This is a genomic window from Streptomyces sp. NBC_00454, from assembly GCF_041434015.1.
GTDB lineage: Bacteria > Actinomycetota > Actinomycetes > Streptomycetales > Streptomycetaceae > Streptomyces.
The window spans coordinates 5,104,434-5,117,898 of the sequence record NZ_CP107907.1 but is presented as its reverse complement, the minus strand read 5'-3'; the positions used below and the strand labels follow the sequence as shown (position 1 = coordinate 5,117,898).

Annotated in this window: 16 protein-coding genes; 7 read left to right on the top strand and 9 right to left on the bottom strand. The window is 72.5% G+C overall.

Translation table 11 applies throughout. From position 1 onward, the window contains the following. Nucleotides 1-292: 292 nt before the first annotated feature. Complete coding sequence (locus OHU74_RS23785) at nt 293-985, bottom strand: zf-HC2 domain-containing protein (RefSeq protein ID WP_371617765.1); 693 nt, start codon at nt 983-985, stop codon at nt 293-295. After that, nucleotides 982-1,761, bottom strand: a complete 780-nt coding sequence (gene sigE, locus OHU74_RS23780; RefSeq protein ID WP_330298413.1) for an RNA polymerase sigma factor SigE — start codon at nt 1,759-1,761, stop codon at nt 982-984. Before sigE ends, OHU74_RS23785 begins: the two co-directional genes overlap by 4 nt. Before the next feature lie 143 nt (nt 1,762-1,904). Between sigE and OHU74_RS23775 the strand changes: the two genes are divergently transcribed. After that, a complete protein-coding gene (locus OHU74_RS23775) occupies nt 1,905-2,567 on the top strand; it encodes a class I SAM-dependent methyltransferase (RefSeq protein WP_330298412.1) in 663 nt (220 codons plus the stop codon). Between the two features lie 150 nt (nt 2,568-2,717). On the opposite strand, the gene OHU74_RS23770 is transcribed toward OHU74_RS23775, so the two are convergent. After that, a complete protein-coding gene (locus tag OHU74_RS23770; protein ID WP_003966491.1) occupies nt 2,718-2,885 on the bottom strand; it encodes a DUF3117 domain-containing protein in 168 nt (55 codons plus the stop codon). A 330-nt stretch (nt 2,886-3,215) separates the two neighbouring features. Here OHU74_RS23770 and OHU74_RS23765 point away from each other — a divergent pair, with 330 nt between their 5' ends. Continuing rightward, complete coding sequence (locus OHU74_RS23765) at nt 3,216-4,019, top strand: enoyl-CoA hydratase/isomerase family protein (RefSeq protein ID WP_371617764.1); 804 nt, start codon at nt 3,216-3,218, stop codon at nt 4,017-4,019. Between the two features lie 218 nt (nt 4,020-4,237). Here the strand turns inward: OHU74_RS23765 and OHU74_RS23760 are convergent, their stop codons facing one another. Next, on the bottom strand, nt 4,238-4,837 hold the full coding sequence (locus OHU74_RS23760; RefSeq protein WP_371617763.1) for a DNA-3-methyladenine glycosylase I: 600 nt from the start codon (nt 4,835-4,837) through the stop codon (nt 4,238-4,240). Beyond that, complete coding sequence (locus tag OHU74_RS23755; protein ID WP_371619785.1) at nt 4,834-5,190, bottom strand: DivIVA domain-containing protein; 357 nt, start codon at nt 5,188-5,190, stop codon at nt 4,834-4,836. Before OHU74_RS23755 ends, OHU74_RS23760 begins: the two co-directional genes overlap by 4 nt. A gap of 77 nt (nt 5,191-5,267) precedes the next feature. Here OHU74_RS23755 and folP point away from each other — a divergent pair, with 77 nt between their 5' ends. Beyond that, entirely contained in the window at nt 5,268-6,128 is an 861-nt protein-coding gene (folP, locus tag OHU74_RS23750) for a dihydropteroate synthase (RefSeq protein WP_371617762.1), read from the top strand. Nucleotides 6,129-6,293: 165 nt separating this feature from the next. Here the strand turns inward: folP and OHU74_RS23745 are convergent, their stop codons facing one another. Together OHU74_RS23745 and dapE are read right to left on the bottom strand one after the other, a co-directional pair. Continuing rightward, nucleotides 6,294-7,052 (bottom strand): TIGR00730 family Rossman fold protein, encoded by a 759-nt coding sequence (locus OHU74_RS23745; protein WP_371617761.1) that lies wholly within the window; start codon nt 7,050-7,052, stop codon nt 6,294-6,296. Between the two features lie 64 nt (nt 7,053-7,116). Beyond that, entirely contained in the window at nt 7,117-8,196 is a 1,080-nt protein-coding gene (gene dapE, locus OHU74_RS23740) for a succinyl-diaminopimelate desuccinylase (RefSeq protein ID WP_371617760.1), read from the bottom strand. Nucleotides 8,197-8,274: 78 nt separating this feature from the next. Here dapE and OHU74_RS23735 point away from each other — a divergent pair, with 78 nt between their 5' ends. After that, nucleotides 8,275-9,267 carry a hypothetical protein gene (locus OHU74_RS23735; protein ID WP_371619784.1) on the top strand — a complete coding sequence of 331 codons (993 nt, stop codon included), beginning with the start codon at nt 8,275-8,277 and terminating at the stop codon, nt 9,265-9,267. Between the two features lie 277 nt (nt 9,268-9,544). After that, nucleotides 9,545-9,901 (top strand): ATP-binding protein, encoded by a 357-nt coding sequence (locus tag OHU74_RS23730; protein ID WP_371617759.1) that lies wholly within the window; start codon nt 9,545-9,547, stop codon nt 9,899-9,901. Nucleotides 9,902-9,982: 81 nt separating this feature from the next. Here OHU74_RS23730 and dapC read toward each other — a convergent pair whose 3' ends face one another. Both dapC and fdxA read right to left on the bottom strand, forming a co-directional pair. Beyond that, nucleotides 9,983-11,083 carry a succinyldiaminopimelate transaminase gene (dapC, locus tag OHU74_RS23725; RefSeq protein ID WP_371617758.1) on the bottom strand — a complete coding sequence of 367 codons (1,101 nt, stop codon included), beginning with the start codon at nt 11,081-11,083 and terminating at the stop codon, nt 9,983-9,985. A gap of 148 nt (nt 11,084-11,231) precedes the next feature. Then, on the bottom strand, nt 11,232-11,561 hold the full coding sequence (gene fdxA, locus OHU74_RS23720) for a ferredoxin (protein WP_030868357.1): 330 nt from the start codon (nt 11,559-11,561) through the stop codon (nt 11,232-11,234). Nucleotides 11,562-11,678: 117 nt separating this feature from the next. Here fdxA and OHU74_RS23715 point away from each other — a divergent pair, with 117 nt between their 5' ends. Next, nucleotides 11,679-12,674, top strand: coding sequence for a GNAT family N-acetyltransferase (locus OHU74_RS23715; RefSeq protein WP_371617757.1), 996 nt, complete (start codon nt 11,679-11,681; stop codon nt 12,672-12,674). After that, on the top strand, nt 12,671-13,465 hold the full coding sequence (locus OHU74_RS23710) for a tetratricopeptide repeat protein (RefSeq protein WP_371617756.1): 795 nt from the start codon (nt 12,671-12,673) through the stop codon (nt 13,463-13,465). Before OHU74_RS23715 ends, OHU74_RS23710 begins: the two co-directional genes overlap by 4 nt.

The following is a 13,465-nucleotide window of genomic DNA, read 5'->3' as shown; positions in this document are numbered from 1 at the left end:
CGCCCAGGCCCGGCACCGCCCACCACGGACCCGGCGCGGTCCGGGACGGGCTGGCCGGCGACCGGGCGGCCTCGTGCGATCACAGGACCACGTCAGACCACACCCGCCTGGCAAGGAACGCCCGCCGCGGTGGGGCGCGTCGACCGGAAGGGCTCACCGCGTCGCGGCGCCCGGCACGGCACCTCGCCGCATTGCCGGACCGCGGCGGTACGTCCAGTACGAGCCCCGGCCCTCCGCCTTGCGATGCACCGCACCGGACACCGCGACCCGGCAAACCCTCCCGGTCACACCACTAGCGCGACAAGGAGACCGGGCGGGCCGAGGCCGGGGTGGCGGTGGGGGAGGTGGAGGCCAGGGGGGGCTCCGGGCGGAGCGTGGGGATGGTGCCGGGGCGCGGGATCCGGTTTTCGCGGGCCACGGCGTCGAACACCGGTACCACGGGGCCGGTCCGCGCGGCGGGGGCATCGCCCCGGGCGTTGGGCTCGACGGCGTCCACCGGCAGCGAGCCGCCCAGCGCGATCGCGGCGAGCGATACCGCCCCGGCCGCCACGAACGCGAAGCGGCGCCGCGAGCGGCCCGCCTCCTGGCCGCCCATCTTGTGTATGGGGAAGCCTCCCTGCGGCCCGACCGCGGCCGCGGGGGGCGCGTAGGCGAAGGAGGAGAAGGGGTCGGCGCCCGGGGGCGGGCCGAAGGGGCCGGGTGGACCGGAGGGGCCGTCAGGACTGCCTCCGGGCAGACCCTGGAGCCGCGCCAGCAGCCCCGCCGACAGCGGGGGCGGCGCGCTCTCCACGAACATGGTCTTCAGGCGGCGCTGCGCATCGGCCTCGGCCTTGCACTTGGAGCACGTCGCCAGGTGCGCCAGTACGCGCTCGCGCGCGTCGTGGCCCAGCTCCCCGTCCACGAGGGCGGCGAGCCGGTCGCCCAAATGCCGTTCGGCGGAGGACGCCTGTTCGGCGGGCGACGGGGAAGGACTGATCCCGCTCACTCGGCTCCGCCCTCTCCCCCGGCGCCCGGGGCGCCCACTGCCACTCCGGCCAGCGCACGCTGCTCCGCACGGGCCTCGGGGGACCGGTGCTTGAGCGCCTTGCGCAGGTGCGAACGGCCTCGGTGGATACGGCTGCGCACGGTGCCGAGCTTCACGCCGAGCGTGGCCGCGATCTCCTCGTACGAAAGACCCTCGATGTCACACAGCACCACGGCCGCGCGGAACTCGGGCGCGAGGGTGTCCAGCGCCTGCTGCACGTCCGCATCGAAGTGGGTGTCGTGCAGCACCTGCTGCGGGGACGGCTCACGGCTCGGCAGCCGCTCGGCGGCGTCGTCGGCGAGCGCGTCGAAGCGGATGCGCTGCTTGCGGCGGACCATGTCCAGGAACAGGTTCGTCGTGATCCGGTGCAGCCAGCCCTCGAACGTGCCGGGCGTGTACGTGGACAGTGAGCGGAAGACGCGGACGAAGACTTCCTGCGTCAGGTCCTCGGCGTCGTGCTGGTTGCCCGTCAGCCGGTAGGCGAGACGGTAGACCCGCGCACTGTGCGTGCTGACGATCTCCTCCCACGAGGGAGGGGTCCACGCCTGGGAGCCCGCATCGGCGGCAAAGGTCGCGGTGGTTGCGGTGTCTACGGTGCGGAAACGGTCAGCAATGTTGGTCACGGATTTCGGCTCACCGGCCGACCAGAAGAGGCGTCGGAGAACACCCCCACGATCCACAGGCGCAGCCGCACCTCCCCTGTCGGCTCTGGTGGTGTCCAGCGGATTCCCTACCATAGCCACCCCTCCCGTCAGCTCCGGATAAGCATTTTTGCAGTAACTTTGCACGGGCCGAGAGTCCCGGACCGTCCTTCCCTCTCTACTGCTCTCAACGCCCGGTCCCATCTGCGGGTTCCCGACTCCAGCGGATACAGTCACCGTTGCGCCAACTATGGGGACAGGAGAGGGTCATTACCGGCAACCGGCAGACGAGCTGGGCGTTCGCCGACGCGTTTGTCGCCGAAGACGACGCTCTGCGATGGGCCCGCGACCGGTCCAGGGAAGCGGGCCTGCGCTCCGTCTCCCCCGGCACCGGGGCCGCGCTGCGCCTGCTCGCCGCCACCGCGGACGCCAAGGCGGTCGCCGAAATCGGCACCGGCACAGGCGTGTCGGGCATCCACCTCCTGCACGGAATGCGTGCCGACGGGGTGCTGACCACCGTGGATCCGGAACCCGACCGGCAGGCCTTCGCCCGCCAGGCCTTCCGCGCCGCCGGCTTCGCGGGCAACCGCGCCCGCTTCATTCCGGGCCGCGCGCTCGACGTCCTGCCCCGGCTCGCCGACGGCGGCTACGACCTCGTCTTCTGCGACGGGGACCCGTCCGAGTCCCTCGACTACCTCGCTGAATCGTTGCGCCTGCTGCGCCCCGGCGGACTGGTCTGCTTCGAGGGAGTCTTCTCCGACGGCCGTACGGTCGACTCCGCGGCCCAGCCGGTGGAGGTGCTCCGCGTCCGCGAGCTGCTGCGCACCGTCCGCGAGAGCCCGGCCCTGGAGGCCGCGCTGCTGCCGGTGGGCGACGGCCTGCTGTGCGCCGTCCGACGCTGACCGGACCCGCCGCCGAGGCCCGGCCCAGCCCGAAGCGGGCCACCTCGAACCGAGTCACCCGGAAAACAACACTGCCCCGGACGCGGTGAGCGACCGGGGCAGTGCAGAGTCTTCAGTTGGCGTCAGTGCGCCCTCAGTACCGACGAGGGGTCAGCCGACGACCTTCTTCAGGGCGTCACCCAGGGCGTCCGCTTCGTCCGGGGTCAGCTCGACGACAAGTCGACCGCCGCCCTCAAGCGGTACGCGCATGACGATGCCCCGCCCCTCCTTGGTGACCTCGAGCGGGCCGTCGCCCGTCCGCGGCTTCATGGCCGCCATGCTCGTTCCCCTTCCTGAAACCAGCTCATCGTCAGCCGACGGCCCCAGTCAGGCGCCTAGTACCGGCATCGAACACATTGCTTCCAGGCCATTATCCCGCATGTCAGGACCCGATGACCAACATCGGGTGGGAACGCTTGCGCAACGCGCTCGACCAAAACCACTCATTTCGGGGACCTGCCTGCGATACTTCGCCGCCGCACCCCGGATCCGCCCTCCGGTTTGTTTGACGCACATCACATGTGGAACCGCGGCCCGGTCCGCCATGCTGACCCTTGCACCGGCCAGTACCGGCCGGTAGCCAGCCCGCGACGAAGGGGGACCCCCGACATGGCCGACAGCGTGCTCTACGAAGTGACCGACGGACTCGCCACCATCACGATCAACCGTCCCGAAGCCATGAACGCCATGAACACGCAGACCAAGGTCGCCCTGCGCGACGCGGTCGAGGCGGCCGCCGCCGATGGGGCCGTACGAGCGGTCCTGCTCACCGCGGCCGGCGACCGGGCGTTCTGCGTCGGCCAGGACCTCAAGGAACACGTCGGGTTCCTGAAGGCCGACCGCGAGAGCGGTTCCTCGCTCACCATGAGCACGGTCGCGGAGCACTACAACCCGATCGTCCGGGCCCTGACGCAGATGCCGAAGCCGGTGGTCGCGGGAGTGAACGGCGTCGCGGCGGGCGCGGGCTTCGGCTTCGCGCTGGCGGCGGACTTCCGGGTGGTCGCGGACACCGCCTCCTTCAACACCTCCTTCGCCGGGGTCGCCCTGACGGCCGACTCGGGCGTCTCCTGGACCCTGCCCCGCCTGATCGGCGGCTCGCGCGCCTCGGACCTGCTCCTCTTCCCCCGTTCGGTGAAGGCCCAGGAGGCGCTGGAACTCGGCATCGCGAACCGCGTCGTCCCCTCGGCCGAGCTGGCCTCGGAGGCCCTTGCCGTGGCCCGGCGGCTGGCGGAGGGCCCGACGGTGGCGTACGCCGCGCTGAAGGAATCCCTGGCGTACGGGGCCTCGCGGTCGCTTTCCGAGGCGCTGGAGCACGAGGACACCCTCCAGACCCGTGCGGGGGCCTCTGAGGACCACGGGATCGCGGTCGCCGCCTTCCTCGCGAAGCAGGCGCCGCGCTACCTGGGGCGCTAGTCGCGCCCGGGTGCGCGTAGCCCGGCCCCCGCTGCCGGGCTGCGCCCGCCCGTCGCTGCGCGGGGCGGGCCGGGGCGGGGCCGGGGCTGCGGAGCCGGTGCCGGGCTGCGGGTGTTTCCGCTGCGCGGGGCCTGTCCCCTACCCGCCCTTCGCCCGTTCCCCGGGCTCTGCCCGGACCCGGTCCTCAAACGCCGGACGGGCTGAAGGCGGGGCTGGAATCAGGCGGCTTCGCGGGAGATGCAGTGGGCCAGGTGGTCGTTGACCAGGCCGCAGGCCTGCATGAGGGCGTAGGCCGTCGTCGGGCCGACGAAGCGGATGCCCGCCTTCTTCAGCGCCTTCGCCAGCGCCGTCGACTCCGCCGTCACCGCCGGCACGTCCTGCGTGGTCTTCGGGGCCGCGCGCAGCCGGGCCGCCGCCGTCTTCGGGGGCTGGGGGGCGTGGGACCAGATCAGCGCGTCCAGTTCTCCCGCGCCCCACTCGGCCAGGGTCCTGGCGTTGGCGAGGGTCGCTTCGATCTTCGCCCGGTTGCGGATGATCCCCTCGTCCGCGAGGAGGCGGGCCACGTCGGCCTCGCCGAACTCCGCGACCTTGCCGATCTCGAAGCCCGCGAACGCCGCCCGGAAACCCTCCCGCTTGCGCAGGATCGTCAGCCAGGACAGCCCCGACTGGAAGGCCTCCAGGCACAGCCGCTCGTAGAGCTCGTCGTCCCCGTGGACCGGACGGCCCCACTCGGTGTCGTGGTACGCGATGTAGTCCTCGGTGGCCAGTCCCCACGGGCAGCGCAGCTCCCCGTCGGGCCCGGCGACTACCCCGCTCACTGCTCGTCGGCCTTGGTCAGGTCCACCGGACCGGCAGCCGGGGCCATGGCCGCGGCGACAACGGCCCCGGCCGCGCTGAGCTCCGCGATCCGGGCGTCCCGCTCGGCCAGCTCCGCGGCCAGCCGTTCCAGTACGTCGTCCACCTCGGCCATCCGGTACCCGCGCGCGGCGACCGGCAGGCGCAGTTCGTCGATGTCCGCGCGGACGACGGGGCGGTTCTCCGGCAGGCCGTCGGACACCCGGTCCGGCTCGGCTTCCGGCAGGACGGCCTCGGATCCCCCGCCGGCCACGGCCAGGGTGACCGCGGCGACGACCACGACCAGCGCGATGAGCAAGAACGCGAACACGATCAACTCCCCTGAGAAGACTCCGGCCACCAGGTTAAGGTCGCAGACGAGGCGCAAGGGCCGCCGAAGGAGGAAAGAGCAGGATGCTGCGACTGGGCAGGCGCGAGTTCGAGACGCACGAGCCGGTGATCATGGCCATCGTGAACCGGACCCCTGACTCCTTCTACGACCAGGGCGCGACCTTCCGCGACGAGCCCGCCCTGGACCGCGTCGAGCAGGCGGTAGCCGAGGGCGCCGCGATCATCGACATCGGCGGGGTCAAGGCGGGGCCGGGCGAGCACGTGGACGCGGTGGAGGAGGCCCGGCGGACGGTCGGCTTCGTCGCCGAGGTGCGCCGCCGCCACCCGGACGTGGTGATCAGCGTCGACACCTGGCGGCACGAGGTCGGCGAGGCGGTCTGCGAGGCCGGGGCCGACCTGCTGAACGATGCGTGGGGCGGGGTGGACCCGAAGCTCGCGGAGGTCGCCGCGCGCTACGGCGCCGGAATCGTGTGCACCCACGCGGGCGGGGTCGAGCCGCGTACCCGGCCGCACCGGACCTCGTACGAGGACGTCATGGAGGACATCCTGCGCGTCACGGTCGGGCTCGCGGAGCGGGCTGCGGCGCTGGGCGTCCCCCGGGAGTCGATCATGATCGATCCGGGCCACGACTTCGGGAAGAACACCCGGCACTCCCTGGAGGCCACCCGCCGGCTGGCGGAAATGGCCGATACCGGCTGGCCGGTGCTGGTCTCGCTGTCCAACAAGGACTTCGTCGGCGAGACCCTCGACAAGCCGGTCAAGGAGCGTCTGCTGGGCACCCTCGCCACCACGGCCGTCTCGGCCTGGCTCGGCGCCCAGGTGTACCGCGTCCACGAGGTCGCGGAGACCAAGCAGGTCCTCGACATGGTCGCCTCCATCCAGGGCCACCGGCCCCCGGCGGTCGCCCGCAGGGGACTCGCCTGAGCCCACGGCCCGACGGCCGGAGGCCGGCGCAGCCGCACGAAGCCGGTGAGGCGCCCAGGCGCCGAACCGCGCGAGCGCGGCGTGAAGAAGGAGACATGGTCGCCTCCATCCAGGGCCACCGGCCCCCGGCGGTCGCCCGCCGGGGACTTGCGTAGCCCCTCGGAGCTACTTGCCGACTTCCTTCGTCACGAGCGAGATCGCCTCGTCCACGTCGTCCGTGACGTGGAAGAGGTACAGGTCGCGCTCCGAGGCCTTGCCCTGCGCGATCACCGTGTTCTTCAGCCAGTCGATGAGCCCGCTCCAGTACTCCGTGCCGAACAGCACGATCGGGAAGCGGGTGATCTTCTGCGTCTGGACCAGGGTCAGGGCCTCGAAGAGCTCGTCGAGGGTGCCGAGGCCGCCCGGCAGGACCACGAAGCCCTGGCTGTACTTCACGAACATCGTCTTGCGGACGAAGAAGTAGCGGAAGTTGAGTCCCAGGTCCACGTGCTGGTTGAGCCCCTGCTCGAAGGGGAGCTCGATGCCCAGGCCCACCGAGACGCCGTTGGCCTCCCGGGCGCCCTTGTTGGCCGCCTCCATCGCGCCCGGGCCGCCGCCCGTGATGACGGCGAAGCCGGCGTCCACCAGCGCTCCGCCGATCCGCACGCCCGCTTCGTACTCGGGTGAATCCACCGGGGTCCGGGCGGAGCCGAACACGCTGATCGCCGGCGGCAGCTCCGCCAGCGTGCCGAAGCCCTCGATGAACTCCGACTGGATGCGCAGGACCCTCCAGGGATCGGTGTGCACCCACTCGGAGGGCCCGGCGGAATCCAGCAGCCGCTGGTCCGTCGTACTGCCCGCCTGCACCTGGCCCCGCCTCCTCAGCACCGGCCCGAGCTGCTGCTCCTCGGGCCGACGACGAGCGGAACTTTCGGGGTTGCCCATGATGTGCTCCCTCCTGCTGATCGTTGGATCAGGGTAGGCGCACAAAGGTGACGAGAAGCGGAATTCAGGAGGTCAGCCAGGCGCGGAGTCGTTCCTCGCAGTGCAGGATCGCCTTGGTCTCGACGCGCTCGTCGACCTTGTGGGCCAACAGGGCGTCCCCCGGGCCGTAGTTGACCGCCGGTACGCCGAGCGCGCTGAAGCGGGAGACGTCCGTCCAGCCGAACTTCGGCATGGCGCGGCCGCCGACCGCCTCCATGAAGGCCGCGGCCGCCGGGTGGCCGAGCCCCGGGAGGGCGCCGCCCGAGGAGTCGTCGACCACGATCTCGGCGATGTCGCAGTCCGCGAACACTTCCCGTACGTGGGCGAGCGCCTCGGCCTCGCTGCGGTCGGGGGCGTAGCGGAAGTTGACCGTGACCGTGCACGCGTCGGGGATGACGTTGTTGGCGACGCCGCCCTCGATGCGGACCGCGTTGAGGCCCTCGTGGTACTCCAGGCCGTCGATGACGGGCTTACGGGGCTCGTAGGCGGCCAGCTTCGCCAGGATCGGGCTCGCCGCGTGGATGGCGTTGGAGCCCATCCAGCTGCGCGCGGAGTGCGCGCGCTCGCCGGCGGTGCGCAGCAGGACCCGCAGGGTGCCCTGGCAGCCGCCCTCGACCTCGGCGTTCGAGGGCTCCAGCAGGACCGCGAAGTCGCCGGTCAGCCAGTCGGGGTGGGCTTCGGCGACCTTGCCGAGGCCGTTGAGGTGGGCGGCGACCTCTTCCTGGTCGTAGAAGACGAAGGTGAGGTCGCGGTTGGGCTCCGGCACGGTCGCGGCGATGCGCAGCTGCACGGCGACGCCCGACTTCATGTCGGTGGTGCCGCACCCCCACAGGACGTCGTTCTCGTCGAGCCGCGAGGGCACGTTGTCCGCGATGGGCACGGTGTCGAGGTGGCCGGCGAGTACGACGCGTTCGGCGCGGCCGAGGTTCGTGCGCGCGACGACGTTGTTGCCGAAGCGGTCCACGGTCAGGTGCGGCAGGCCGCGCAAGGCGTGTTCCACGAGGTCGGCGAGTACCTTCTCGTCGCCGCTCACGGAAGGGATGTCGACGAGCCGGGCGGTCAGCTCGGCGGCGTCCAGGGTGAGGTCCAGCTCGGATTCGGGCATGGGGCTGACCCTAACGCGCCGGGGTTCGGCGCATCGGTGTCCGTCCGGCCGATGGACGCGCCGAATGGCTCAAGTACGGTGGGCGGCGTGCCGCAGACCGATCATTCCCGCCCTCGCCGTCGTCGCCGTCCGCTCCGCTGGACCGCCGGCCTGCTCGTGCTGGTCGCGGTCGTCGGCTACTTCATCGTGCAGCGCGAGTCCAACGGCGGTGGCGGCGTCCCGTACTGCACGGCCACCGCGGACATTGGCGCCGCCGACGGCAGCGGGAGCGGCCCCGACGGGTCCTACGAGATGTCCCCGGAGCAGGCGGCGAACGCGGCGACGATAGCGGCCGTCGGGGTCTCCAAGGGAATGCCGGACCGGGCCGTGACGATCGCTCTGGCGACCGCCATGCAGGAGTCGGCGCTGCGCAACCTCGACCACGGCGACCGGGATTCGCTCGGGCTCTTCCAGCAGCGGCCCTCGCAGGGCTGGGGCACGCCCGAGCAGATCATGGACCCGGTGTACTCGGCCGGGATCTTCTACGACCGGCTGGGCGAGGTCAAGGGGTACTCGCGGCTGCCGCTGACGGTGGCGGCGCAGAAGGTGCAGCTGAGCGGTTTCCCGCAGGCGTACGCGAAGCACGAGCCCGACGCGACCGTCCTGACGACCGCCTTCACCGGCGGCGGCCACCTGACGTGTACCGGGCTCGCGCCCACCGCGCCCGGCAATCCGGCGAAGGTCCGGGCGGAGCTGACCCGGGTCCTGGGCAAGAACGGGCCGCACACCATGCCGGCGGAGCCGAGCCGGACGGAGGACGGCCGCGAGGCGATCGCGGAGTCCGAGGTCACCGTCGTGGAGAAGCAGGACGGCGGCGAGGCGGCGACCCGCACGAGCCGGGTGGTCGCGGGGTGGGCGGTGGCCCACTCGCGCGAGCTGGGGATCGCCCGGGTCTCGTACTTCCCCAAGGCCTGGATCGCGGGCAAGGACGGCGGCCTCTGGCAGGACAAGGGCGGCACGGGGCCGAAGGACGGCGACGGGGACCCGCACAACGCCTCGCCGGGCGAGGTACGGATCTTCGTGCACGGCTGAGCCGGAGCCGACGGCCCGGAGCCCCTCGCCGCCGCCCCGGGGCCGCCGGGGACCAACCGCTCGGACGTGCGAGCCGTCCCCCGTGCGGGGGTGACCCGAACGGCGGACACCGGGGCCCCTGCGGGCATACAAGCGCAGGTGAACGCGTATCCGGTGCGGTTGTCGCGGAAGCCGATTAAACGATGCGTTACTGATCCTTTACCCACCGGCTCCGCAACTCACCGCCCCCTGCGAGCGGTTGTACCGGCGTACTCAGCCGCTACCGCTTAGGAGCAACATGTCCCTCCCCCTGACCCGCCGGATCGCCCGTACCGCGCTGCTCCTCGCAGCCGGGGCAGCGCCCGTGGTCGGTGCGGCCGGCGTGGCCAGCGCCGCGGGCCTGGAGTCCGTGCCGCAGCTGGGCGCGCTCACCGCGCCGGACGCGACGGTCGCCGCCGCGGGTGACACCGCCACCGAGACGGCCGCTCAGGCCGCGCCGGCCGCCACCCAGGCGATCCCCGCCTCGCCCACCGATGCCGCCACGGGCCTGCTCGGCGGGCTGCCGACGAGCGGGCTCACCGCGGGCGGCCTGCCCACCAGCGGCCTCCCCACGGGTGCGCTGGGCGGCCTCCCCGGCGGCCTGCCGCTCGGCTGACCGCCGGCGCACAGATGCCGAAGGGCCCGGGAGCACGAACTCCCGGGCCCTTCGGGCTGTCGGCCGCCGGGGCCGGACCGGCTAGCCGGCCAGTCGCTTGACCGCCGCTTCGACGCGCTCGTCCGTGGCCGTGAAGGCGACGCGGACGAAGTGCGCGCCCGCCTCGCCGTAGAAGTCGCCCGGCGCGACCAGGATGCCCAGGGAGGCGAGGTGGGCGACCGTGTCCCAGCAGGGCTCGTCGCGGGTCACCCACAGGTAGAGGCTGGCCTCGCTGTGCTCGACGCGGAAGCCGTGCGCCTCCAGGGCCGTGCGCAGGGCCGCGCGGCGGGCCGCGTAGCGCACCCGCTGCTCCTCGACGTGCACGTCGTCGCCGAGCGCCGCCACCGTGGCCGCCTGCACCGGGGCCGGGGTCATCATGCCGCCGTGCTTGCGGATCAGCAGCAGCTCGGCGAGGACCTCGGCGTCACCGGCGATGAAGGCTGCCCGGTAGCCGGCCAGGTTGGAGCGCTTGGAGAGCGAGTGGACCGCCACGAGGCCCTCGTACGAGCCCCCGCAGACCTCGTCGTCCAGGACGGAGACGGGCTCGGCCTCCCAGCCCAGCTCCAGGTAGCACTCGTCGCTGAAGATCAGGATCCCGTGCTCGCGCGCCCAGGCCACGATCCGGACGAGCTCCTCCTTGGAGAGGACCTTGCCGGTGGGGTTGGACGGGGAGTTGAGCCACAGCAGCTTCACGCGGGCCGGGTCGAGATCGGTGGTCGGGTCGTCGTAGACCACGGGCTCGGCCCCGCACAGCCGCGCGCCGACCTCGTAGGTCGGGTAGGCGAGCCGGGGGTAGGCGACCTGGTCCCCGGCGGCGAGGCCGAGCTGGGTCGGCAGCCAGGCCACCAGCTCCTTGGAGCCGACGACGGGCAGGACGTTGTGGTGCCCGGCGGCGCTCGCGCCGAGGCGGCCGCGCACCCAGCCGGTGATCGCGTCGCGCAGGGCGGCCGTGCCCCACACCGTGGGATAGCCCGGAGAGTCGGCGGCCTCGACCAGGGCGCGCTGGATCAGCTGCGGTACCGGGTCGACGGGGGTGCCGACGGACAGGTCGACGATTCCGTCCGCGTGGGCCGCCGCCGTCGCCTTGTAGGGCTCCAGCTTGTCCCAGGGGAAGACGGGGAGACGGGCTGAGACTGCGGCCACGATGCGCTCTCGCTTTCCGGGTGTTCCGTGCGTTCCAGAAATCCTGCGGGTCTTACGTGTCTTGCGGGCTGCGCGGGGTGAAACACCTCGGTCCCGTCCGGCTGCGAGGCCGGACGGGACCGAGGGGCGGTTCAGGCGGCGGGGACCGTCAGTGGGACGGGTTGATGTCCGCCGGAAGCGCTGCGATGAAGGGGTGGTCGCGCTCGATCAGACCGAGCTTGGAAGCACCACCGGGCGAACCGAGCTCGTCGAAGAACTCGACGTTCGCCTTGTAGTAGTCCTTCCACTCCTCCGGAGTGTCGTCCTCGTAGAAGATGGCCTCGACCGGGCATACCGGCTCACACGCACCACAGTCGACGCATTCGTCCGGGTGGATGTACAAGGACCGCTGGCCCTCGTAGATGCAGTCGACGGGGCACTCTTCGATGCACGCCTTGTCCTTGACGTCGACACAAGGCTCCGCGATGACGTAGGTCACGCTCTCGTTCCTCCTCATAAGGGCTGTCCATATCGCGCGGGAGCGCGGCGTCGTCGATGCCCGCCTCTAGTATCTCCGTTCCCGGGCACGATCCGAACAGGAGGGGCGGACAGAGCTGTGGAAATCACTGCCGGTGGACGGCTGGAGATCCGGATCACCCCCGCTGACGTGGGTAAACGAGTCTCTGTACGACGGGTGGAGCGCGAGGTGGGCGGGGCCCTGGCGTTCACGGACGCCGTAGGGGTTCTCACATCCTGGAACACGGGTGTGCTGACGATCACACGAAAGACCGGCGAGTCCGTCCGAATCGCGGAATCCACGCTGGTCGCGGGCAAGGTCGTGCCCGCCGCGCCGGCCCGGCGCAGGGGTCCCGCGGCCTCTTTCGAGGAGCTCGCGCGGGCTTGCGCACGGTCCTGGCCGCCCCTGGAAACCGAGCCGCTGGGCGAGTGGACGCTGCGTGCGGCCGGCGGATTCACCCGGCGGGCCAACTCCGTGCTGCCGCTCGGCGACCCCGGGATGCCCCTGGACGATGCACTCGCGCGAGTGACCTCCTGGTACGCGCACAGAGGACTTCCGGCCTACGTCCAGGCCGCCACGGGGGCCGCGGGCACCCAGGAAATGCTCTGTGCGGAGCTGGAGGCCCGGGGCTGGGTCCGCGAGGTGTCGGCCGAGGTCCGGACCGGCGGGCTGGCGGCGCTGGCGGACACGGACGACGCGACGGCTTCCGCCGCCGCCGGGGTACGTCTGACCCGTACCCCGGACGAGGACTGGCTCGACCGCTACGGGCGGGTCGGCGACCCGCAGACCGCCCGCCGGGTGCTGACGGCGGGGCCGTCGGTGTGGTTCGCGGCGATCCCCGGCCGGGCGATCGGACGGCTCGTGGTGGACGGCCGGTGGGCCGGGTTCGCCGCGGTCGAGGTGGACCCGGCCCACCGGCGGCAGGGGCTGGCCACGGCCGTGATGGCGGCGCTGGCCGGGCGCGCGCTGGAGGAGGGCGCCTCGGCGGCCTGGCTCCAGGTGGAGACCGCCAACACGGGGGCGCGGGCGCTGTACGACCGGATGGGCTTCGCGCCCCACCACAGCTACCACCACTACCGCCGGGCGGCGCTGTGAGCGGGCAGGACCGGCGCGAGCAGTTCGCGGCCGAGGCGCGGGCGGAGCGGCCGGACCTGTCCGTGCTGTGCCTGCTCCTCGCGACGGAGGGCGATCCGGAGCTCGACGAACGGGTCATGGACTGGGCGCAGATCGAGCTGGACCGGCTGGCCGGGATGCTGCCGTACGGGCTGCGGGGCCCCCGCGCGTGGGCCTCGGCGGTGACCGAACTGCTGGGCGGGCAGCTGGGGTTCCACGGCACCCCGGCCGACTACGACCGGCTGCCGTCCTCGTTCCTGCACGAGGTGCTCAGGCGGCGCCGGGGCCTGCCGATCCTGCTGTCCGTCGTCTGGCTGGAGGTGGCCCGGCGGGCCGGGGCACCGGTGTACGGGCTGGCCCTGCCGGGGCACTTCGTGGTCGGCTTCGGCGATCCGGAGGAGGCGGTGGTCGTCGATCCCTTCGCGGGCGGCGCTTCGCTCGGCGCGGGTCCGGCGGAGCTGGCGCAGGGTCCGCGGGTCGCGGCCCGGACCCTGGACATCGTGCTGCGGATCCTGAACAACATCCGCGCATGGGCCTCCGCGCGGCCCGAGCACTCGGGGGTGGCGCTGTGGGCGCTGGAACTGGCCCTGCTGCTGCCCTCGCATCCCGCGGCCCTGCGGTACGACCGGGCGAAACTGCTGGTGGAGCGCGGCCAGTTCGCGTACGGGGCCGCCGAGCTGGAGTCCTACGCCCTCGTCATCGACGCGATCGACCCCCCTGCGGCGGGACGGATCCGCGCGGAGGCCCTGTCGGCGAGGGCCCTGCTGAACTAG

Excerpts from the sequence above, each read along its gene's own strand:
- sigE (WP_330298413.1), bottom strand. The coding sequence starts at position 1,761 with ATGGTAGGGAATCCGCTGGACACCACCAGAGCCGACAGGGGAGGTGCG.
- OHU74_RS23745 (WP_371617761.1), bottom strand. The coding sequence starts at position 7,052 with ATGGGCAACCCCGAAAGTTCCGCTCGTCGTCGGCCCGAGGAGCAGCAG.
- OHU74_RS23730 (WP_371617759.1), top strand. The coding sequence starts at position 9,545 with ATGTCCCTCCCCCTGACCCGCCGGATCGCCCGTACCGCGCTGCTCCTC.
- dapE (WP_371617760.1), bottom strand. The coding sequence starts at position 8,196 with ATGCCCGAATCCGAGCTGGACCTCACCCTGGACGCCGCCGAGCTGACC.
- folP (WP_371617762.1), top strand. The coding sequence starts at position 5,268 with ATGCTGCGACTGGGCAGGCGCGAGTTCGAGACGCACGAGCCGGTGATC.
- OHU74_RS23770 (WP_003966491.1), bottom strand. The coding sequence starts at position 2,885 with ATGGCGGCCATGAAGCCGCGGACGGGCGACGGCCCGCTCGAGGTCACC.
- OHU74_RS23765 (WP_371617764.1), top strand. The coding sequence starts at position 3,216 with ATGGCCGACAGCGTGCTCTACGAAGTGACCGACGGACTCGCCACCATC.